A 20410-nucleotide genomic window follows, 5' to 3' on the forward strand; every position below is an offset into this window, starting at 1 on the left:
TCGCGCGGCCCGGCCGAACATGCTTACCAATCGATACAACTCCGGGGTCAGGTCCTCCATTTCTACACGGGCTCTGCCGTAGCGCAAGCTACGGCAGAGCCCGTGTAGAAATGGAGGACCTGACCCCGGAGTTAGCGCATGCAGAGCTGCAACGCTTCTTTCCAGTGCGGCAGGTGGCAGAAGCGGGCCATCAGGCGCTCGGAGGACAGCACCGAGTATTGCGGCCGTCGCGCCGGCGTCGGGTAGTCGGCGCTGGTGATTGCCTCCACCTGGCACGACAATCCGGCTTCTTCGATGATGGCTTGGGTGAATTCGTGCCACGTGGTCTGTCCCTGGGCGCTCAGGTGGTAGACGCCGCTGTTTTGCTCCCACCACGCGTGGCCGCCCGCGTGCGCCTGCGACAGCACCTGCGCGGTGACGTCGGCGATCGTCCGGCTCCACGTCGGCGCGCCGTGCTGGTCGGCCACCACGCGCAGTTGGTCGCGCTCTTTGGCCAGTCGCAGCATGGTCAGCAGGAAGTTCTTGCCGCGCATGCCGTACACCCAGCTGGTGCGGAAGATCAGGTGCGGAATGCCGGCCGCCACGATCGCGCGTTCGCCGGCCAGCTTGCTGGCGCCGTAGACGTTGAGCGGGCCGACCGGGTCGTCTTCGACCCGCGGCGTTGGCTGGGCGCCGTCGAACACGTAATCAGTCGAGTAGTGCACCAGCGCCGCGCCCAGCGCCCTGGCCTCCTCGGCCATGACAGCCGGCGCCTCGGCGTTGACGCGGTGCGCCAGTTCCGGTTCGCTCTCGGCCTTGTCGACCGCCGTGTAGGCGCCCGGGTTGACGATGAGCCTGGGCTGAACGCGGCGGATGACGTCGCGCACCTGGTCGAGGTCGGACAGGTCCATGACGTTGCGGTCCACCGCCACCACCTCGCCCACGCCCTGCAGGCTGCGCGCCAGTTCGTAGCCCACCTGGCCGCTGCTGCCGGTCAGCAGCACCTTCATGCGAACACCTCGGCGCTGGCCAGCGGCGCGGCGTTCTGGTCCTTGCCCGACAGCAGCGGCGGCCCGTCCAGCGCCGGCCACTGGATGCCGATCGCCGGGTCGTTCCACTGGATGGCGCGCTCGTGCTCGGGCGCCCAGTAGTCGGTGGTCTTGTAGAGGAATTCGGCGCTGTCCGAGGTCACCACGAAGCCGTGCGCAAAGCCGGGCGGGATCCACATCTGGCGCTTGTTCTCGGCCGACAGCTCGATGCCAAACCACTGGCCGAAGGTGGGCGAGCTCTTGCGGATATCCACCGCCACGTCGAACACCGCGCCGGCGCTGGCGCGCACCAGCTTGCCCTGCGCCTGCTGGATCTGGTAATGCAGGCCGCGCAGCACGCCCTTCGCCGAGCGCGAGTGGTTGTCTTGCACGAACTCGGCGCTGACGCCGGTCAGCTCGGTAAAGCGGCGGGCGTTGTAGCTTTCAAAGAAAAAACCGCGGTCGTCGCCGAACACCTTGGGCTCCAGCACCAGCAGGCCTTGCAGCGGCGTAGTCAGGACGTTCATCGTGGCACAACCTTATCTTCGAGGATTTGCAGCAGGTACTGGCCGTAGTTGTTTTTCTTCAGCGGCTCGGCCAGCTTGCGCAACTGCTCGGCGTCGATATAACCCTTGCGATAGGCGATCTCTTCCGGGCAGGCGACTTTCAGGCCCTGGCGTTTTTCAATGGTGGCGATGAACTGACCGGCTTCCAGCAGCGACTCGTGGGTGCCGGTGTCCAGCCAGGCCATGCCGCGCCCCATCACTTCGACGTTCAGCTGGCCCTTGTCCAGGTACACCTTGTTGACGTCGGTGATTTCCAGCTCGCCGCGCGCCGACGGCTTGATGCTGGCGGCGATGTCGCACACCTGGTTGTCGTAGAAGTACAGGCCGGTGACGGCGTAGTTGGACTTCGGCTGCTTCGGCTTTTCCTCGATCGACACGGCGGTGCGCTGCTCGTTGAACTCGACCACGCCATAGCGTTCCGGATCCTGCACGTGGTAGGCAAACACGGTGGCGCCGTCGGTCTGCTCGGTGGCGTGGCGCAGCAGCGCGTCGAGGTCGTTGCCGTAGTAGATGTTGTCGCCGAGGATCAGCGCCGAGGGCGCGTCGCCGACGAAGTCCTTGCCGATGATGAAGGCCTGCGCCAGCCCGTCCGGCGACGGCTGCACCGCGTAGCTGAGGTTGATGCCCCACTGGCTGCCATCACCAAGCAGATCCTTGAAGCGCGGCGTGTCCTGCGGCGTCGAGATCAGCAGGATGTCGGTCATGCCGGCCAGCATCAGCACCGTCAGCGGATGGTAGATCATTGGCTTGTCGTAGATCGGCAGCAGCTGCTTGGAGACGCTCATCGTCACCGGGTACAGCCGGGTGCCGGAGCCGCCGGCCAGGATGATGCCTTTGCGTTTAGGAGTGCTCATTGCTGGCCTTCGCGGTTAAAGTAATTGGTTTCCACCCACTTGGCGTAGCTGCCCGACTGCACGTCCTGGACCCAATCCTGGTTGTCCAGATACCACTGCACGGTCTTGGCGATGCCGGTCTGGAAGGTTTCAGCCGGCTTCCAGCCCAGTTCGCGCTCCAGCTTGCGCGCGTCGATGGCGTAGCGGCGATCGTGGCCCGGACGGTCCTTGACGAAGGTAATCTGGTCGCGGTAGCTGCCCTCCGCTTTCGGCTTCAGCTGGTCCAGCATGTCGCACAGCGTGTGGACCACGTCCAGGTTGGCCATCTCGTTCCAGCCGCCGACGTTGTAGGTCTCGCCCAGCCGGCCCGCGGCCAGCACGCGGCGGATGGCGGCGCAGTGGTCGCTGACGAACAGCCAGTCGCGGATCTGCTGGCCGTCGCCGTAGATCGGCAGCGGCTTGCCGGCCTGGGCGTTGGCGATGATCAGCGGAATCAGCTTTTCCGGGAAGTGGTAAGGGCCGTAGTTGTTGGAGCAGTTGGTGGTCAGCACCGGCAGGCCGTAGGTGTGGAAGTAGGAGCGCACCAGGTGGTCGGACGCGGCCTTGGAGGCCGAGTACGGGCTGTTCGGCGCGAACGGCGTGGTTTCGCTGAACGGCGCGTCATCCGGGCCCAGCGTGCCGTACACCTCGTCGGTGGACACGTGCAGGAAGCGGAACGCCGCCTTCTCGTCCTCGGGCAGGCCGGACCAGTAGGCGCGCGCCGCTTCCAGCAGGCTGAAGGTGCCGTTGATGTTGGTGTTGATGAATTCGCCCGGACCGAGGATGGAGCGGTCGACGTGGCTTTCGGCGGCGAAGTGCACCACCGCGCGCGGCTTGTGCTGCTGGAACAGGGCCAGCACCTGGGCCTGGTCGCAGATGTCGCCGCGCACGAAGATATGGCGCGCGTCCTGTTTCAGCGACGCCAGGTTGTTCAGATTGCCGGCATAAGTCAGCTTGTCGTAGTTGATGACAGGCTCATCCGACTGAGCCAGCCAGTCCAGGACGAAATTCGAGCCTATAAAACCAGCACCACCCGTTACAAAAATCATTTAGTATCCCGCAGCAAGCATCAGTTAGTCGTATGCATGATTTTATGTGAAGTGCCCCGTGCCGGGGCAAAAATTCAGGGTATTTCAATCCCCAAAGCAACGAACCTATGAGCATCGATATGAAAACCTATGTAATCGGGGATTTACAGGGCTGCCATGAACAGGCGCTGGCCATCCTCGACCGCATACGCGCCCACGCGGCGGCCGCCGGCGTGGCCGAGCCCGCCATATTGTTCGCGGGCGACCTGATCAATCGCGGACCGGACTCGCTGGCCACGCTGCGGCTGGTGCGCCAGTTGTCGCTGTCCAGCGGCGGCCTGGTCGACAGCGTGCTGGGCAACCATGACCTGCATTTGCTGGCGGTGGCCTACGGCATCCGGCCGGAACACAAGTCGGACACGCTGGCCGAGATCCTGCACGCGCCCGATCGTGACGAGCTGATCGATTGGGTGCGGCGGCGGCCGCTGGCGATCCGCTCCGGCGAGCACATCCTGGTGCATGCGGGCCTGCTGCCGCAGTGGAGCGGCGAACAGGCGATGGCGCTGGCCGGCGAGGTGCAGGACATGCTGCGCGGCGACGGCATCGCCGAGTTTCTGGCCGAGATGTACGGCAACGAGCCGGCGCGGTGGTCGGATGATCTGCAAGGGGCGGACCGGCTGCGCTGCATCATCAACGCCATGACGCGCCTGCGTTTCTGCACGGCCGATGGGGAGATGGATTTCAAGATGAAGGAAAGCGGCACGGCCGATCCGTCGACCGGGCTGATGCCGTGGTTTGACGTGCCCGGCCGCCGCAGCGCGCGGCAGACGGTGGTGTTTGGGCACTGGTCGGCGCTGGGGCTGAAGCTCGAGGCCAACGTGGTGGGACTCGACAGTGGCTGCGTGTGGGGCGGGCAGTTGTCCGCGCTCTGCCTGGAGGATCGCAGCTTGTTGCAAGTGCAGTGCCCGCAGTTCAAGGCGCCCGGCAAAGCTTGACCCGCACCGCGGCCACCAGGGACTTCATGCCGTCAAGTTGGCGCTTGATTCGTCATTCCGGCGCAGGCCGGAATCCATCCACGGCATGCTAACGTTCTATAGGTTCCGGCCTCCGCCGGAACGACGGTGTGGGGACGGCGTCCCGGTTACGGGGTGGCGGGCTGCACGCCGAGCGATGCGGCAATGGCCTGGTGCGACGCCTCCGCCAGCTCGCGGCGGTGCGCGCCCTGGGTGTCCAGCGGCGGCAGAATCGCCAGCCGCGCCTTCACCGGTGGCCCGTTCAGAATCAGCACGATGCTCTCGGCAAAGCTGGTCTCGCCGATAAAATCCACCGACGGATGCGCACCGCCCCCGACATCCTCATACATCAGCGCAAACGGCTGCACCGGCACCCGCGCATCGATCGCCGCCTCGAACAGGTTGGCGTGGAACGGCAGCAAATTCCCTTGCGCCGCCGTGGTCCCCTCCGGGAAAAACGCCACCCGCTCGCCCTTCTCCAGGCTGCTCACCAGCCCCTTGAAAATATGCCGCAGATCACGCCGGTTGCCGCGGGCGATGAACACCGTGCCAGCCTTCTCCGCCAGCCATCCCGCCAGCGGCCACGAGCGGATCTCGGCCTTGGCCACGAAGTGGCTCGGGTACAGGCTGTGCACCACAAAAATATCCAGCCACGACACGTGGTTGGCCACCACCATGGAACACGGCAGCACCGCCGCGCTGCCCGGCGCCAGCGATACCGTCACATTGCACAGCGCCAGCAGCCGCGTGGACCAGCGGCGGATATGCGCGTTCCGCTGGTCCCAGCCGATCCACGGAAACACCGTGGCACAGATCGCCATGCCCTTGAACACGTGCAGCAGCACCCGCGCCAGGCGGAATATCGTCGACAGTTTCATGCGGGCAGATCAGCGTTGATAGGCAACGTGGCCGGCCACGATGGTTGTCTGTACCTGGCCCGCCAGGTTGTAGCCGAGGAACGGCGTGTGCTTGCCCTGGCTGGCCAGCGCCGACGCTTCCACCGTCCAGTGCGCGCCGGCGTCGAACAGCACCACGTCCGCCACCGCGCCCACCGACAGCGTGCCGGCGTCGATGCCGGCCACGCGCGCCGCTTCCGAGGTGATGCGCGCCAGCGCGCGCGACAGCGGACGCTGCTTGCCGGTGTCCTGCGTGGCGGCGTAATCGTCGGCCCACTTCAGCGTCAGCGACAGCAGCAGCTCCAGGCCGGTCGCGCCCGGCGAGGCTTCGCCGAACGGCAGCAGCTTCTCGTCGTCGTCGACCGGCGTGTGGTCCGAGCACAGCGCGTCGATGGTGCCGTCCAGCAGGCCGTGGCGGATGGCGTCGCGGTCGCGCTGGCTGCGGAACGGCGGCGTGACGCGCGCGTTGGAGTCGAAGAAGCCGATGTCGGCGTCGGTCAGGTGAATGTGGTGGGCGCCGACGTCGCAGGTGACCGGCAGGCCTTCGGCCTTGGCCTTGCGGATCAAATCCAGGCTGGCGGCGGCCGAGATGCGGCACAGGTGCACGCGCGCGCCGGTGGCGCGCATCAGCTCGAAGATGGTGTGCAGCGCGATGGTTTCCGACATCACCGGCACGCCGGACAGGCCGAGGCGCGAGGCCAGCGGGCCGGACGCGGCCACGCCGCCGCGGCCGATGTGCGCGTCCTGCGGACGCAGCCACACGGTGTAGCCGAAGGTCTTGGCGTACTGCATGGCGCGCAGCAGCACGTTGGTGTCCTTGATCGCCTCTTCGGCCTGCGCGAAGCCGATGCAGCCCGATTCGGTCAGCTCGGCCATCTCGGTCAGCTGCTCGCCCTTCAGGCCCATGGTCAGCGCGCCCAGCGGGTGCACGTGCGCCTGGTTCAGCTTGTGCGCGCGGTGCTTCAGCATTTCCACCAGGCCGGGTTCGTCCAGCACCGGATCGGTGTCCGGCGGGCACACCAGCGAGGTGACGCCGCCCTGCACCGCCGCCTGCATTTCCGATTCCAGCGTGGCCTTGTATTCAAAGCCCGGCTCGCGCAGGCGCGCCGACAGGTCGACGAAGCCGGGCGAGACGATCAGGCCGGTGGCGTCAATGGTCTGGTCGGCCGTGAAGCCGGCCGGCGCGGCGCCCACCGCCAGCACTTTGCCGTCGGCCAGGTAAAGGTCGTTGATGCCGTCGATGCCGTTGGCCGGATCGATCAGGTGGCCGTTTTTGATGTGGATGTTCTTCATGCTTGCGTTCCTGCTACGATACTCATCACCGCCATGCGCACGGCGATACCAAACGTCACCTGCGGCAGGATCACCGCCTGCGCGCCATCCGCCACGGCGGAATCGATTTCCACGCCGCGGTTCATCGGCCCCGGGTGCATGACGATGGCGTCCGGCTTGGCCAGCGCCAGGCGCTCCGGCGTCAGGCCGTAGCTCTTGAAGTATTCGCCGGCCGACGGCAGCAGCGCGCCGCTCATGCGCTCGTTCTGCAGGCGCAGCATGATGATCACGTCGACGTCCTTCAAGCCCTCGTCCATGTTGGTGAAGGTGCGCACGCCCATCTGCTCCAGGCCGCCCGGCAGCAGCGTGTGCGGGCCGATGGCGCGCACTTCCGGCACGCCCAGCGTGGTCAGCGCGTGGATGTCCGAGCGCGCCACGCGGCTGTGCAGGATGTCGCCGACGATGGCCACGCGCAGGTTGGTGAAGTCCTGCTTGTAGTGGCGGATGGTGTACATGTCCAGCAGGCCCTGGGTCGGGTGCGCATGGCGACCGTCGCCGGCGTTGACCACGTGCACATGGTTCTGCTTCGTCTCCATCAGGTGCTTGGCGATCAGGTAGGGCGCGCCCGACTGCGCGTGGCGCACCACGAACATGTCGGCGTGCATGGCCGCCAGGTTGTCGATGGTGTCCAGCAGCGATTCGCCCTTGCTGGTGGACGAGGCCTGGATGTTCAGGTTGATGACGTCGGCCGACAGGCGCTTGGCGGCGATCTCGAACGTCGTGCGCGTGCGGGTCGAGTTCTCGAAGAACAGGTTGAACACCGATTTGCCGCGCATCAGCGGCACTTTTTTGACGTCGCGGTCGGAGATGCCGACGAAGGACGAGGCGGTGTCCAAAATGTGATTGAGGATGCTCTTGGGCAGGCCCTCGATCGACAGCAAGTGCTGCAGCTCGCCGTGTTTGTTCAGTTGCGGATTAAGCATGGTCTTACTCGATGGTTAGCGTGAAAGTGTCGTCGTCTGCGCGCTTGAGCACCAGCGCCTGCCCGGCTGGCACGCTCACCTTGGCGGCGACGAAATCGGCGGCCACCGGCAGCTGGCGTTCGCCGCGGTCGACCAGCGCCGCCAGCATGATGCGCGCCGGGCGGCCGTAGTCGAACAGCTCGTTGATGGCGGCGCGCGTGGTGCGGCCGGTGTACAGCACGTCGTCCACCAGCAGGATGTTGGCGGCCGCCACGTCAAAGCCGATATTGGTTGGTTTCACTTCCGCCGGCAGGCCCTTCTTGGCGTAATCGTCGCGGTAGAAGGACACGTCCAGCACGCCGCAGCGCGCGGACAGGCCGAGGTCGGCGGCCAGGCGCTCGGCGATCCAGGCGCCGCCGGAGTGGATGCCGACGATGGCGACATCCGGCACGCCGGCCAGGCCGGCTTTCACATCGGCCAGCAGCGTCGCGTACAGCGCCTCGGCGTCGAGTTGGTGGGGATTCAGGTTCATAGGGAGTCGAAGTATTGTTGCAGAATGATGGCGGCGGCGCGGTCATCGATCACTTCGCCGCGCCTGGCGGAGATGACCGCCGAGGAATAGCGCTCGTCGACCAGCTCCACCGGCAGGTTGAAGCGGCCATTGAGCTGATTGGCAAAACGGCGCGCCCGCGCCGTCATCTCGTGCTCGTTGCCGTCCGGGTGCATGGGCAGCCCGACGATGAGCCGGGCCGGCTTCCACTCCTCCAGCAGCTTCTGGATGTCGGCGAAGCGGGTGGCGTTGTCTTCCGCCTTGATGACCTTGAGCGGCTCGGCCTGGCGCAGCATGGTGTTGCCCATTGCCACGCCGATTCTTTTCACGCCGAAATCAAAAGCAAGCAGGGTGTCGATACCGCTCATTTACGCGTGGCCCGCCTCGGAGGTCAGCATCAGCGGATCGATGCCCAGCAGGCGCATGGCGGCCGTGTAGCGGTCCTCGATCGGCATGTTGAACAGGATTTCCGGATCGGCGCCGACGGTCAGCCAGCCGTTGCGGCCGATTTCCTCTTCCAGCTGGCCCGGGCTCCAGCCCGAATAGCCGATCGACACCAGCATGCGCGGCGGGCCCTCGCCGGCCGCCACCGCCTCCAGCACGTCGATCGAAGTGGTGAAGGCCACGTCCTTGGTCACCGTCAGCGACGACGAATAGCGGTGGCCGGGCGTGTGCAGCACGAAGCCGCGGTCGTCCTGCACCGGGCCGCCAAACATGATGGGTTCGTCGTCATGGCCTTCCAGGCCGGCCTCGACCTTGAGGTCGATGCGCTCGAACAGCGTGTGCATGGTCATGTCGGTGGGCTTGTTGATGACCACGCCCAGCACGCCGTTCTCATTGTGTTCACACACATACACCACGGTGCCGCCGAACACCGGATCTTGCATGGACGGCATTGCAATAAGGAAATGATTGGCCAGGTTCAGCGTGCTGGCGGCAGCGCCGACGGGCTCCAGGGGATCGCCGGCCTCGTGGATCATGCCGGGTACAGGTAGAGTTTTGCCTATTTTGCTCTTCTTCATACAAGTTGCTCTCTCTGCTGGGGTGCGTGTTCTTTCTGTGCTGCTGACAATTACTGTAGTATTCGCGCGGCTAGCAACTCTGTTTACCCCGTAGTTTACACTGAATTACGGGGACGGCCATGATTGCGTCCATCACAAGATTGATACAGACCGAATGAAACTGACTTCTTCCCTCGTATGGCTGCGCCGCGATTTGCGGGTTTTTGACCACGTTGCCCTGCACCAGGCGCTGCAGGCCAGCAGCAAAGTGTATTGCGTTTTTGTCTACGATACGACCATCCTCGACCACCTGCCCCGGCGCGACCGCCGCGTCGACTTCATCCATGCCAGCATCGCCGAGGTGGCGGCCGAGCTCCAGCAGCTGGGCGGCCACCTGATCGTGCGCCACGGCGACCCGGTCGCGGAAATTCCGGCGCTTGCGGCCGAGCTTGGCGTGCAGGCGGTGTTCTGCAATCACGATTATGAACCGCAAGCGATGGAACGTGACGCCACGGTGGAGGCGGCGTTGCAAGCGGCCGGCCGCCAGTTCTACAGTTACAAGGACCAGGTGATCTTCGAGCGCAGCGAGGTGCTGTCGCAGACCGGCGGCGTGTTCTCGGTGTTCACGCCGTACAAGAATGCCTGGCTGAAAAAGCTGGCGGCCGATCCGTCGGTGCTGGCGCCGTACAACATCGAACCGCATGCGGCCCGGCTGGCGCCGCCGCCCTCGCCGGCGCCGGCGCTGCCGACCCTGGCCGAGCTGGGCTTCGAGCCGAGCAACCTGGCCGAGCTGAAGATTCCGACCGGCATGTCCGGCGCGGCCAGGCTGTTTGACGAGTTCCTGACCCGCATCGCCGACTACAACGTGGCGCGCGACTTCCCGGCAGTCAAAGGGCCGTCCTACCTGTCGATCCATTTCCGCTTCGGCACGCTGTCGGTGCGCCACCTGGTGCGCACGGTGCTGGACCTGCAGGAACGCGGCGCCGGCGGCGAAGGCGCGGCGGTATGGCTGTCGGAACTGATCTGGCGCGAGTTTTACGCGATGATCCTGTACCACCATCCGCACGTGGTGCACAGCGCCTTCAAGCCGGCCTACGACGCGATTGCATGGGAAACCGGCCCGGAAGCGGACGAACTATTCGCCGCCTGGTGCGAAGGCCGCACCGGCTATCCGCTGGTGGACGCCGCCATGCTGCAGCTGAACCAGACCGGCTACATGCACAACCGGCTGCGCATGGTGACGGCGTGCTTCCTGATCAAGGACCTGGGCATCGACTGGCGACGTGGCGAAGCCTATTTCGCGCTGCACCTGAACGATTTTGACCTGGCGTCGAATAATGGCGGGTGGCAGTGGGCGTCATCGTCCGGTTGCGATGCCCAGCCCTACTTCCGCATCTTCAATCCGGTGACGCAGTCGCAGAAGTTCGACGCGCAGGGGAAATTCATCCGCCGCTACCTGCCGCAGTTGAAGGGCTTGAGCGACAAGGAGATCCACGCGCCGTGGGACGCGCCGCGCATGCTGGCGCCGGACTACTGGCCGCCGGTGGTGATGCACGACGAAGCCAGGAAAAAAACGCTCGAACGCTACGAAATCGTCAAGAAACCCTGAAACGAAGGGGTCAGACCCCGGCCGCAGCGGTGTGCGGGTTTCCGGGGTGCCGTCCGCCGCTACCGCGCGATCAAGCCGCTGATCGCCTCCAGCAGCACGGCTTCTTGATAGGGTTTGCCGAAATAAGCGTTCACCCCAAGCTCCAGCGCCAGATTGCGATGCTTGTCCGCGCTGCGCGAAGTGATCATGATGATGGGTATGCCCCTGGTCCGCTCATCCCCGCGCACATTGCGCGTCAGGTCGAAACCATCCATGCGCGGCATCTCGATATCCACCAGCATCAAATCCGGCGGCGCCTCGCGCAACTGCTCCAGCGCATCCACGCCATCCTTGGCCAGCAGCACCCGATACCCCTCACGCTCCAGCAGCCGCTGGGTCACGCGCCGCACCGTCAGCGAATCATCCACCACCATGATGGTGCGGCCCGGCGCCGGCTGCGCCGCCGGGCTGTCCGCGGCCGCCTGCGCATACTGCGGCCGCGACTCCGGATGATGCGCCAGATGCTGCGCCAGCGCCACCGGATTCAATATCAGCACGATATCCCCGGTCCCCAGCACCGTCGCGCCGGCGATGCCCACCATGCGCGACAGCTGCGGACCAATATTCTTGATCACCACCTCGCGGTTGCCCAGCACCTCATCCACCTGCAAGGCCAGGCGCTCATTGCCGTTCTTGAGCATCATCACCGGCGAGGAACGCTGCGCCGGCGGCTGCGCGGGATCGCCCAGCAGCGTGGGCAGGTACTGCATGCCGTTGTCGCGCGCCTCGGCCAGCGCCGCGTCCTTCATCTGCAGCACCTGCTCGACCAGGATGGCCGGCAGCGCATAGGTCTTGCCGCCGGCGGCCAGCAACACCACCTGCGTCACCGCCAGCGTGAGCGGCAGGCGGATGGTGAAGCGCGTGCCCTTGCCCGGCTCGGAGAACAGGTCCACGCGGCCGCCCAGTGCCTGCGCCTCCGACTGCACCACGTCCATGCCGACGCCGCGTCCCGACAGTTCGGTCAGCGTGTCGGCGGTGGAGAAGCCGGGTTCGAAAATCAGGTCGGCGATCTGCGCATCCGAGGCGGCATCTTCCTCGGCCAGCAGGCCGATGGCGATGGCCTTGGCCTTGATGCGCGCCAGATCGAGGCCGCCGCCGTCGTCGCTGAAGGCGATGACAATTTCGTTGCCCTCCTGCGCCACCTGCACCAGCAGTTCGCCGGTCTCGTTCTTGCCGGCGGCGGCACGGCCTGCGCGCGATTCCACGCCGTGGGCGATGGCGTTGCGCAGCAGGTGTTCAAACGGCGCGGCCATGCGTTCCAGCACGCTGCGGTCCAGTTCCACGCCGCCGCCGCGAATGTCGAGGTTGACGCGCTTGTCGACGTCCTTGGCGCTCTGGCGGGCGACGCGGAACAGGCGCTCGGAGATGCTGGCGAAGGGCACCATGCGCACGCGCATCAGGTCGCGCTGCAGGTCGCGTGTCAGGCGGGCTTGTTGCGTCAGGTCGCCGTGGGCGTTGTCGACGCTGCGGGTCAGGCTTTCGTGGAAGCTGGCGACGTCGTTGACGCTTTCGGCCATCATGCGCGTGAGTTCCTGCAGGCGCGTGAAGCGGTCGAATTCGAGCGGGTCGAATTCGCGGTCGCTGGAAATGGCCATGCGCGAGGCGATTTGCGATTCGGCTTGCATTTCGACTTCGCGCAGCTGGCGGCGCAGGCGGGCCAGGTTGTCGGAGAAGTCGGCCAGCGAGGCGCGCAGGGTGTCGACTTCGTTTTCCAGCCGCGAGCGCGAGATCGAGACTTCGCCGGCCTGGTTGACCAGGCGGTCGAGGATGTCGGCGCGCACGCGGACCAGGGGCGATTTGACGCCGACTTGGGTCTCGTCCGGCAGCGGCGCGGCTGGCGTGTCGGCGGCGCCGGCCGGCTGTTCGACGGTGCGGTTGGCTGGCGCGTCGTCCGCCAGCTTGGCGACGTTGTCGGCCAGGCCGGCTTGCAGCGCTTGCGGGTGCTGGAGCTGTTCGAACAGCAGCAGCGCATGGTCGTAGTGGGCCAGCAGTTCGTCGAAGGCTTGCGGCGTGGCGGAGCCGGCGTGCACCATGTTTTCGATGTGCGTCTCGATGTCGTGGCAGTGCTGGCCGAGGCGCATGGCGCCGGCCATGCGCGCGCTGCCTTTGACGGTGTGCAGGAGGCGCAGCAGGCTTTGGGCTTGCGCGGTGTCGGCGGGATGGTGCTGCCAGGTGCGCAGCGCCTCGCCCACTTGCGGCAGCAGGTCAGCACCTTCTTCGAGGAAGACTGGCAGCAAATCGGCGTCCAGGTCGTCGTGGAAGATAGGCGGCGTGGCGGCCAGGATGCCTGGTTCGGCGGGCGGCAGCGCGATGATCTCCGCGTCAGGCGCGGGCAGCGCCGGCTCTTCGGCGACATCTGGCGCCAGCGTGGGCGCTCGCGCTGGCTCGGCCTCCGGCTCGGGCTCGGGAGGCGCCTCGGCGGCGGGAGGTGTGGCGTCTGACGCGGGCGGCGGTGGTGGTGGTACTGGCGCCACTGGCTCCGCGATCTTCAGCGGTGGCTCGGCGAAGGCGTCGTCGAAGGCGGCGTTGAACAGGTCGTCGATGCCGTCGTCGACATGCACCTCCGGTTTCTTTTTCTTCGGCGGCGCAACCGGCGCTTCCGACTCCGGCACGGTGCCGCTGATGGCGTTGTACGTCTCACGGAACAGCTTATCCAGCGCCGACTCCTGCGGCGCCGGCGGCGTGTTGATGCCGTCCATGGTCTCCGCCACCAGATCGTCCAGCCGCGCTTCGATCTCCTTGCTGGCCGCCGGCGGCGTCGCCGCCAACTGCTCGCGCAAGCCTTGCAGCGCGCCGATCAGCTCCGGTTGCGCCGCCGGCAGCTCGCCCGCCGCAAAACTCTGCAGCATCTGGCGTATCCGCTCCATCGTGAAGTCCAGCAGATCATGCTGTACCTGATCCAGATGCGGCGCCGGCGGCAGCAGCGTCTCCAGCGTGCCCTCCAGCGCCAGCGCCAACTCGCGCAAGGCCTTGAAGCCGACCGTGCCCGACGTGCCGGCCAACGTGTGCGCCGCCTGCAGCGCCTCCGGGCTCACCGGCCGGCGCGGCTCGTGGCGCCACTCGCCAAAGTCCTGCACCAGCTTGCGCACCAGGTCATCCGATTCGTGCAGATAGATGTTGTACAGCGGCAGAGGAATCGCCAGGTCGCCAATGTGCTTGACGTTGTCGTCGCGCGGTGCCGGCGGCGGGGTGATGGTCGGGAATTCGATGACATTGCCATGGCTGACAAGCGGCGGCGTCACCGGCGCGGCGATCTCCGGCTCGTCCGGCGCGCCGATGGGCTCGATGTCCTCCGGCGCTTCGTCAGCGGCCGGCAGCGCATCGGCGAGCAAAGGCTCGTCGGCGACGGGCGGCGCATCGGCGGCGGGCGGCTCGACAGCCGCCGCCTCTGCAAACGAGGCATCCGCCGACGGCTCCAGCGCAGCCTCCGCCCCCTGCTGCACGCGCGCGGCGGCGGCGATCAGCGTATCGGCGTTGCGCGCCGAAACGCCCTTGGCCGCCAGCTCCGCCACCCACGCCTCCAGTTCGCGTGCCGCCCCGTCCAGCAACTCGTACAGCGCATCGGTGGCCGGACGCTGCTCCGCCAGCCACACATTCATCACCTTTTCGATGGCATACGCCGCATCGGCAAACTGGTTCAGCCCCACCATGCGCCCGCTGCCCTTCAAGGTATGGAAGGACCGCCGCAGCATGGTCAGATGCTCCTCCGTGCGCGGCCGCGGCAAGGTCTCGCCGACAAACTCCAGCACCTCGCGCGCCTCGGAGATGAAGATCTCCAGCAGCTCCGCCTCCACCGCCGCATCGCTGGCGGCGGGCACCGGCGCCTCCGCCGGCATCGCCAGCGGCGCCGGTGCCGGCACCTGTTCATCCAGCACCGGGATCGGCGCCGTCGCCGCCATCTTCTTGAACGGCACCGAGCGGAAGCTGCCCTGCTCCGTGTCAAACGCAAAGCGCTCGCGCGCGCCAGCCGCGTTCTGCGCCAGCATGTCCACAAAGAAGCCCAACGCGCCGACGTTCTGCGCGATATCGTCCAGCACCTTCGGCTCGGCCGACGGTTCGGTGTCGCCATGCGCCAGCGCATGCACGACCGACTTCACCTGCAGCACCGCGCGCGTGGCATCCTCCTGATCCAGCACCGACAACGCCCCCTGCAACTGATGCAGCACCGGCTCCAGCGCCAGCAACGACGGCCGCTTCGACGGATCGGCGTAATACTCGTCCAGCACCTTCTCCACCTGGCGCAGGCCGGACTTCATCTCGGTCGCCAGCGCCACCACGGTGTCATCCTGCTGCATCTGGTGCGTCAGGCCCTGCTGCCACTGCGCCGGCTCCGGCGGCGTCTGGCCGGACACCAGCGCCAGCAGACGCGCGCCTATGGTATCGGCATGCGCGGCAAAATCATCCGGCAGATGACGGATATGCTGCAAGCCATGTTCGGCGAACAGCAACGCCGTCGCCATTTCCAGCGCCAGCTCCACGCTGCGGCCAGCCGATGCCGCGGTGCGGGCCACCTCCGCCAGCTGGCGCAACAAGGCGCCCAGCGCCGGCAGGTGAAGTGTTTCGCACTGCGCCGCCACATCGGCCAGCGCGGCCTCGAAGGCATCATCTAGCGCGGGATCGATCTCGGCGTCAGCCATACGGTCCCACTGCGCCTTGGCCTGCGCGATGCCGGCCTTGGCGCGCTCCAGCGCCCCGGCGTCGATCTGGCCATAGCGGCGCGTTTCATAATCCGCCGGCGCCAGGCCGTCCAGCGCATAGGCCGCGCGCAACTGGCGCACCAGCGCCGCCGGCGAGTGCTCCCCAGCGGTGGCGATGAAGAACAGCGCGTCCCGCAGCATCGTTTCCGGCTGCGCCGCCGTGCCCTGGCTCAGACGGCGGATCTGCAGATTGATCAGGCCAAACAGCTGCTTGACGTACAGGTTGGCCGTCAACTGGCCGCCAGCCACCAGCTCCGCGAAGCCCTGCATCGCCAGCCAGAAGGCGCGCGCCTGGCCGTCACGCTGCGCATCGGCCACCTGCCGGATCGCCTCCAGTAGCGCGGCAGCATGCTCCTGCTGCTGCGCCGGATCGCCGCTCTTCAGATACGGCAGCAGCGCGCGCTCGAAACGCTGGCGGCAGGCCGCGTAGTCCGGCGCATCGTCGGCATCCCCGGCGCCTTCGGCCAGCGGCAGGCTGACCGGCTGCGACAGATCAGGGAAGAACAGATCGGCCGGATGGATGCGCTCCACGCCGAGCATCTCCTGCACGGCGCGATAGTAAGGGAACAAGCGGGCTGGCTGCGACGGCGCGCCATCCAGCAGCGCCTCCAGATACTCCACCAGCGCCTGGTACAACTGCGCCACCGCCTGCGCGTGGTCGGCGCTGCATTTCAGCGTGCCCGCCTTGAAGCGGTCCAGCGCCGCCTCGGCCACCTCGGTCACCAGGCTGACGCCGTCCAGATCCACCATCTGCAACGCGCCATGCGCCTGGTGCAGGTGCGACTTGGCGTGCTGCAGCTGCGTGGCCTGATCTTCCGGCTCCCGGCCGCCCGCTTCAAACAGCGCGGTGCGCGAACGGGCCAGCGACTCGCGGATTTCCACCATTACCCATGACAGCGGGCCGGTGTCCAGTTGCGGTTGCTGCGAGGTCGAAAGATCAGTGTTGGTCATGCTTGCTCTCAGTCTTAAGCGATGCGGAAGCGCGCCACGGAGTTCTTCAGCTCCTGCGCCAGTACCGATAACTTGTGAATGGATTGTGCGGTCTGCTGGGTGCCGTCCTGGGTCTGCTCCGTCACCGCCAGAATGTGCTGGATGTTGTGCGCCACGCCGGAGGCCGACGTGGCCTGCTGGCCGGTGGCCTGCGAAATGCCGGAGATCAGCTCCGCCAGGCGGTTGGACACCTGCGAAATGTCATGCAGCGCCGCGCCGGCGGCGTCGGACAGGCGCGCGCCCTCCACCACGCCCTGCGTGGATTTTTCCATGGCCGCCACGGCGTCGTGGGTATCGGTCTGGATCGCGCGCACCAGCGCGCCGATCTGCTTGGCCGCTTCGGCCGAGCGTTCGGCCAGCCGCTGCACCTCCTCCGCCACCACCGAGAAGCCGCGCCCCGCCTCGCCGGCCGACGCGGCCTGGATGGCGGCGTTCAGCGCCAGCACGTTGGTCTGCTCGGTGATGTCGGAAATCAGCTCGGTGATCTCGCCGATCTCCTGCGACGATTCGCCCAGCCGCTTGATGCGCTTGGACGTATCCTGAATCTGCTCGCGGATCTCGTGCATGCCCTTGATGGCGTTTTCCACCGCCGTCGACCCCTGGCGCGCCGCCGCCACCGACTGCCGCGCGACGTCGGCCGACTCGCTGGCGGAACGCGACACGTCGGTGATTTCGTTGGCCATCTTGACCACCGTGGCCGAGGCGTCCTGGATCTCGCGCGACTGCTGCTGCGACGCCTGCAGCAGGTTGGCCGAGATGCTCTGCGCCTGGGTCGATGCCCGCGTCACCTGCTCGGCGGTCGCCGTCACCCGGCCCACCAGGCCACGCAGCTCTTCCACCGTGTAGTTGACCGAGTCGGCGATGGCGCCGGTGATGTCCTCGGATACCGTGGCCTGCACCGTCAGGTCGCCATCCGCCACTTCCTGCAGCTCGTTCATCAGGCGCAGGATGGCCGCCTGATTCTGGTCGTTCATGGCCTTGGCCTCTTCCTCCTTGCGTTGCGACTGCTGGCGCATGGCCTCCGCCTCCTGGCGGCGGCGCTCGGCGCCGCGTGTGCGGTTGTGCGAATCCATCAGCAGCACGCGGCCGATGGCGGCCGCGCAGATCAGCGTCAGCATGCCGCCGGCCACCATCAGCCAGAAGGTCAGGCCCAGCGAGTCCTGGCTTTCGCGGTACACCTGCTGCACCACGCTCAGGCGCTGGCGCAGCGCCTCGTTGTCGTTGAAGATCAGCTGTTCGGCGGCGCGCGCGGCGCTGAATTTATCCAGCTTGCCCAGCACCGCCGCCACCAGCTTCTGGTACTCCTCGAAGTCGGTCATCAGGCCGGTGAACTTGTCGCGCAGGTCCGGCTCGCGCACGGCGGCCAGTCCCAGCGGCGCGCTGCCCTTGAGGAAGCCGTCGATGGTGGTGCGGAACACCGTGGTGTCGCGCCCCAGCTGGAAGGCGGTTTCCGAACTGATGCCGCCGGCGGTGAGGAATTCGCTGGCGCTGCGGCTCATGCGCTGGGTCAGCATGGTCAGCTTGCCCAGCGCGGCGATCTCGCGCGCCGAGCCGCCGCGCTGCAGCTTGAGGGCGATGATGTCCTCGGTGCGCACCAGCAGGTCGGGCGACATGTCGTTGAGCTTTTGCAGCGTCTTGTCCATGCCGCTCAGGTCCGCCTTCAGCATCAGGATGGTGCCGGCGGCGAGGTCGGTGGCGGTCCACTGCTTGCGCGCGGCCGCCACCACCACGGCGATGTCGGCCGGCGGATCGCTGATGGTGCGGCCCTGGTATTTGCCGCCGCGCGTCATCAGGTTGATGTCGCGCGTCAGTTCCTGGCGGCTTTCCTCCAGCTGGCGGAAGCCTTCGGCGCTGCCCTGCACCGCGTTGGGCGCGGCCTTGCCGATGCGCTGCGAGTGCATCAGCGCGTCGCTGGCCACCTGCGTCTGCGCCGAGCGGTTGGCGTTGTGGATGGTGTTGAGCGCCACGAACACCGCGCTCATGGCCAGGCAGACCGCCAGCGCGGTCGACAGCAGACTGAGTTGGCGCTGCGCCGGCAGGTGGCCGATCAGCGGCAGCTTGCCGGGGCCGGCGTCCAGCGCCGGCGCGCCAACGCGGCGCCGGCCCAGCGCATCGCGCAGGCGCAGCGGCGCGTCGCCCTCCTCGGCGCCGGCCTGCGGCGCGGGTGGCGCGGATGGCGCGGGGGTGGCGGCCGTGTGCAGGAACTGCGAGTCGCCGAACGCTGAATTTGCTGCCGCATCCTGGGCGGCACTCCGGCTGCCGCGCGAGAAAAAGCCCAACTTGAAAGCCATACACCTCTCCGGATTCGTGTTTGCCTGCTAGATCAGTCCTACCTGCGAAAAACGGGGTTCCAGCACCAGCTGCGCCAGGTCGATGCGGGTCCACGGCTGGCCGTCGGCGTCGACGAACTCCAGCGGCGCGTCCTGCCGCGGCGTCATCTCCGCCAGCTTGCGCAGGCCCAGCACGCGCTCCACCAGCAGCGCGCAGTTGAAGCCCAGCGACGGCGCAAAAGTGATCAGGCGGCGCTCGGACGGCGCGCTGTCGCCGGCGGCTTGGCCGTGGTAGCGCGCCAGATCGATGACGCCGGTCAGGTGGCCGCGGATATTCACCAGCCCCAGATACCACTCCTGCGTCAGCGGCACCGGCGTGATGGGCTGCAGCGGCACGATCTCGCTGATCTGCGTCAGGTCCAGCAGGCACAGACGCCCGCCCAGCCGCACGCCCAGTTCGCGCCCGCCCTCGGCCGCGCCGCTCCTGGCGGCCTGCATGCGCTCCAGCAGCTGCACCTGGTACTGGCGCAGGCGGCTGCGGCGTTCGGTCGGGGCCTGGCGGTCCATCGTCAGTTGAGCGCCGCGATCTTGGTCAGCAGCTCGGCCGGATCGACCGGCTTGACCAGGTAATCGCGCGCGCCCTGGCGCATGGCCCAGATGCGGTCCGTCTCCTGGCTCTTGCTGGAGCAGATAATCACCGGCACATCCTTCAGTTCCGGATCGCGGTTGATCGAGCGCGTGACCTGGAAGCCGTTCGCGCCCGGCATCACCACGTCCATCAAGATCAGTTCCGGCTTGCTGGACTTGATCTTTTCCAACGCCTCCTCGCCGCTTTCGGCCACGGTGACGGTGTAGCCGTTCTTCGACAGCAGATCGCTCAGGTAGTAGCGCTCCGTGGGCGAGTCGTCGACGATCAGAATTCTTTGTATGGCCATATTTCCCCCTGCGGCGTTCTTATTCTGGTGTGGCGACAGCGCCGCCGGTGTGCTCGCGCACCGCCGCCAGCAGGCTGTCCTTGGTAAAAGGTTTGGTCAGGTAGGCCACCGCGCCGACCATGGCGCCGCGCGCGCGGTCGAACAGGCCGTCCTTGGAGGACAGCATCAGCACCGGCGTGGCGTGGAATTTTGCACTTTTTTTAATCAGCGCGCAGGTCTGGTAGCCGTCCAGGCGCGGCATCAGGATGTCGCAGAACACCAGCGCCGGGTGGTGGTCGTTGATCTTGGCCAGCGCGTCGAAGCCGTCTTCGGCCAGCACCACCTGGTAGCCGGCCTGGCTCAGGAAGATCTCGGCGGAGCGACGGATCGTGCTGCTATCGTCGATCACCATGATTTTCAGGGGCGTGGAGGTCATAATGGTTCCGCTAGATGAGACTACACCATAGCATAGGCGCGCCCCTCGCTGGCGCGGCGGTGATGGCGGCGGCGCCCCTGCTGGCCACCGTCAGATGGCTACCATCTCGAAATCGTCCTTGCGGGCGCCGCATTCCGGGCAGCTCCAGTTCATCGGCACGTCGGCCCAGCGGGTGCCGGGGGCGATGCCCTCGTCCGGCAGGCCGGCCGCCTCGTCGTAGATCCAGCCGCAGATCAGGCACATCCAGGTCTTGAATTCCTGCGTTGTTTCGTTGCTACTCACGTTTTG

18 protein-coding genes are annotated in these 20410 nt (G+C 66.8%); 2 read left to right on the forward strand and 16 right to left on the reverse strand.

What is annotated here, in order from left to right; genetic code table 11:
- Positions 1–131 precede the first annotated feature (131 nt).
- Genes rfbD through rfbB form a run of 4 tightly spaced genes read right to left on the reverse strand, consistent with a single transcriptional unit; the run spans position 132 to position 3494 of the window.
- Positions 132–989, reverse strand: a complete 858-nt coding sequence (gene rfbD / locus FHW58_RS15070) for a dTDP-4-dehydrorhamnose reductase (protein ID WP_179673942.1) — start codon at positions 987–989, stop codon at positions 132–134.
- A complete protein-coding gene (gene rfbC / locus FHW58_RS15075; protein WP_179673943.1) occupies positions 986–1534 on the reverse strand; it encodes a dTDP-4-dehydrorhamnose 3,5-epimerase in 549 nt (182 codons plus the stop codon). Before rfbC ends, rfbD begins: the two co-directional genes overlap by 4 nt.
- The gene (gene rfbA, locus FHW58_RS15080; protein WP_179673944.1) at positions 1531–2427 is read right to left on the reverse strand and encodes a glucose-1-phosphate thymidylyltransferase RfbA; all 897 of its coding nucleotides are present in this window, start codon (positions 2425–2427) and stop codon (positions 1531–1533) included. The genes rfbC and rfbA overlap by 4 nt, the downstream gene beginning before the upstream one ends.
- On the reverse strand, positions 2424–3494 hold the full coding sequence (rfbB, locus tag FHW58_RS15085; protein WP_179673945.1) for a dTDP-glucose 4,6-dehydratase: 1071 nt from the start codon (positions 3492–3494) through the stop codon (positions 2424–2426). The genes rfbA and rfbB overlap by 4 nt, the downstream gene beginning before the upstream one ends.
- 119 nt (positions 3495–3613) lie before the next feature.
- Between rfbB and FHW58_RS15090 the strand changes: the two genes are divergently transcribed.
- Complete coding sequence (locus FHW58_RS15090) at positions 3614–4468, forward strand: symmetrical bis(5'-nucleosyl)-tetraphosphatase (protein WP_179673946.1); 855 nt, start codon at positions 3614–3616, stop codon at positions 4466–4468.
- A gap of 146 nt (positions 4469–4614) precedes the next feature.
- Here FHW58_RS15090 and FHW58_RS15095 read toward each other — a convergent pair whose 3' ends face one another.
- Genes FHW58_RS15095 through FHW58_RS15120 form a run of 6 tightly spaced genes read right to left on the reverse strand, consistent with a single transcriptional unit; the run spans position 4615 to position 9188 of the window.
- On the reverse strand, positions 4615–5364 hold the full coding sequence (locus tag FHW58_RS15095; RefSeq protein WP_179673947.1) for a 1-acyl-sn-glycerol-3-phosphate acyltransferase: 750 nt from the start codon (positions 5362–5364) through the stop codon (positions 4615–4617).
- A gap of 9 nt (positions 5365–5373) precedes the next feature.
- A complete protein-coding gene (locus FHW58_RS15100) occupies positions 5374–6675 on the reverse strand; it encodes a dihydroorotase (RefSeq protein ID WP_179673948.1) in 1302 nt (433 codons plus the stop codon).
- Positions 6672–7637 (reverse strand): aspartate carbamoyltransferase catalytic subunit, encoded by a 966-nt coding sequence (locus tag FHW58_RS15105; protein ID WP_179673949.1) that lies wholly within the window; start codon positions 7635–7637, stop codon positions 6672–6674. The genes FHW58_RS15100 and FHW58_RS15105 overlap by 4 nt, the downstream gene beginning before the upstream one ends.
- A gap of 4 nt (positions 7638–7641) precedes the next feature.
- Positions 7642–8148, reverse strand: coding sequence for a bifunctional pyr operon transcriptional regulator/uracil phosphoribosyltransferase PyrR (gene pyrR, locus FHW58_RS15110; RefSeq protein ID WP_179673950.1), 507 nt, complete (start codon positions 8146–8148; stop codon positions 7642–7644).
- The gene (gene ruvX, locus FHW58_RS15115; RefSeq protein WP_179673951.1) at positions 8145–8534 is read right to left on the reverse strand and encodes a Holliday junction resolvase RuvX; all 390 of its coding nucleotides are present in this window, start codon (positions 8532–8534) and stop codon (positions 8145–8147) included. The genes pyrR and ruvX overlap by 4 nt, the downstream gene beginning before the upstream one ends.
- Positions 8535–9188 (reverse strand): YqgE/AlgH family protein, encoded by a 654-nt coding sequence (locus FHW58_RS15120; RefSeq protein WP_179673952.1) that lies wholly within the window; start codon positions 9186–9188, stop codon positions 8535–8537.
- Between the two features lie 154 nt (positions 9189–9342).
- Between FHW58_RS15120 and FHW58_RS15125 the strand changes: the two genes are divergently transcribed.
- Positions 9343–10776, forward strand: coding sequence for a deoxyribodipyrimidine photo-lyase (locus tag FHW58_RS15125; RefSeq protein ID WP_179673953.1), 1434 nt, complete (start codon positions 9343–9345; stop codon positions 10774–10776).
- A 59-nt stretch (positions 10777–10835) separates the two neighbouring features.
- Here the strand turns inward: FHW58_RS15125 and FHW58_RS15130 are convergent, their stop codons facing one another.
- From FHW58_RS15130 to FHW58_RS15155, 6 genes are all read right to left on the reverse strand, one after another.
- Positions 10836–16463 (reverse strand): Hpt domain-containing protein, encoded by a 5628-nt coding sequence (locus tag FHW58_RS15130; RefSeq protein WP_229265330.1) that lies wholly within the window; start codon positions 16461–16463, stop codon positions 10836–10838.
- A 14-nt stretch (positions 16464–16477) separates the two neighbouring features.
- Positions 16478–18793 (reverse strand): methyl-accepting chemotaxis protein, encoded by a 2316-nt coding sequence (locus FHW58_RS15135; protein ID WP_179673954.1) that lies wholly within the window; start codon positions 18791–18793, stop codon positions 16478–16480.
- A gap of 27 nt (positions 18794–18820) precedes the next feature.
- Positions 18821–19339, reverse strand: coding sequence for a chemotaxis protein CheW (locus FHW58_RS15140; protein ID WP_179673955.1), 519 nt, complete (start codon positions 19337–19339; stop codon positions 18821–18823).
- A gap of 2 nt (positions 19340–19341) precedes the next feature.
- Positions 19342–19707, reverse strand: coding sequence for a PleD family two-component system response regulator (locus tag FHW58_RS15145; RefSeq protein ID WP_179673956.1), 366 nt, complete (start codon positions 19705–19707; stop codon positions 19342–19344).
- A gap of 19 nt (positions 19708–19726) precedes the next feature.
- Complete coding sequence (locus FHW58_RS15150) at positions 19727–20122, reverse strand: PleD family two-component system response regulator (RefSeq protein ID WP_179673957.1); 396 nt, start codon at positions 20120–20122, stop codon at positions 19727–19729.
- Between the two features lie 90 nt (positions 20123–20212).
- A complete protein-coding gene (locus FHW58_RS15155) occupies positions 20213–20365 on the reverse strand; it encodes a rubredoxin (RefSeq protein WP_110845658.1) in 153 nt (50 codons plus the stop codon).
- Positions 20366–20410: the final 45 nt, after the last annotated feature.

The organism is Duganella sp. 1224, assembly GCF_013408245.1.
In the GTDB taxonomy this organism is placed as follows: domain Bacteria; phylum Pseudomonadota; class Gammaproteobacteria; order Burkholderiales; family Burkholderiaceae_D; genus Rugamonas.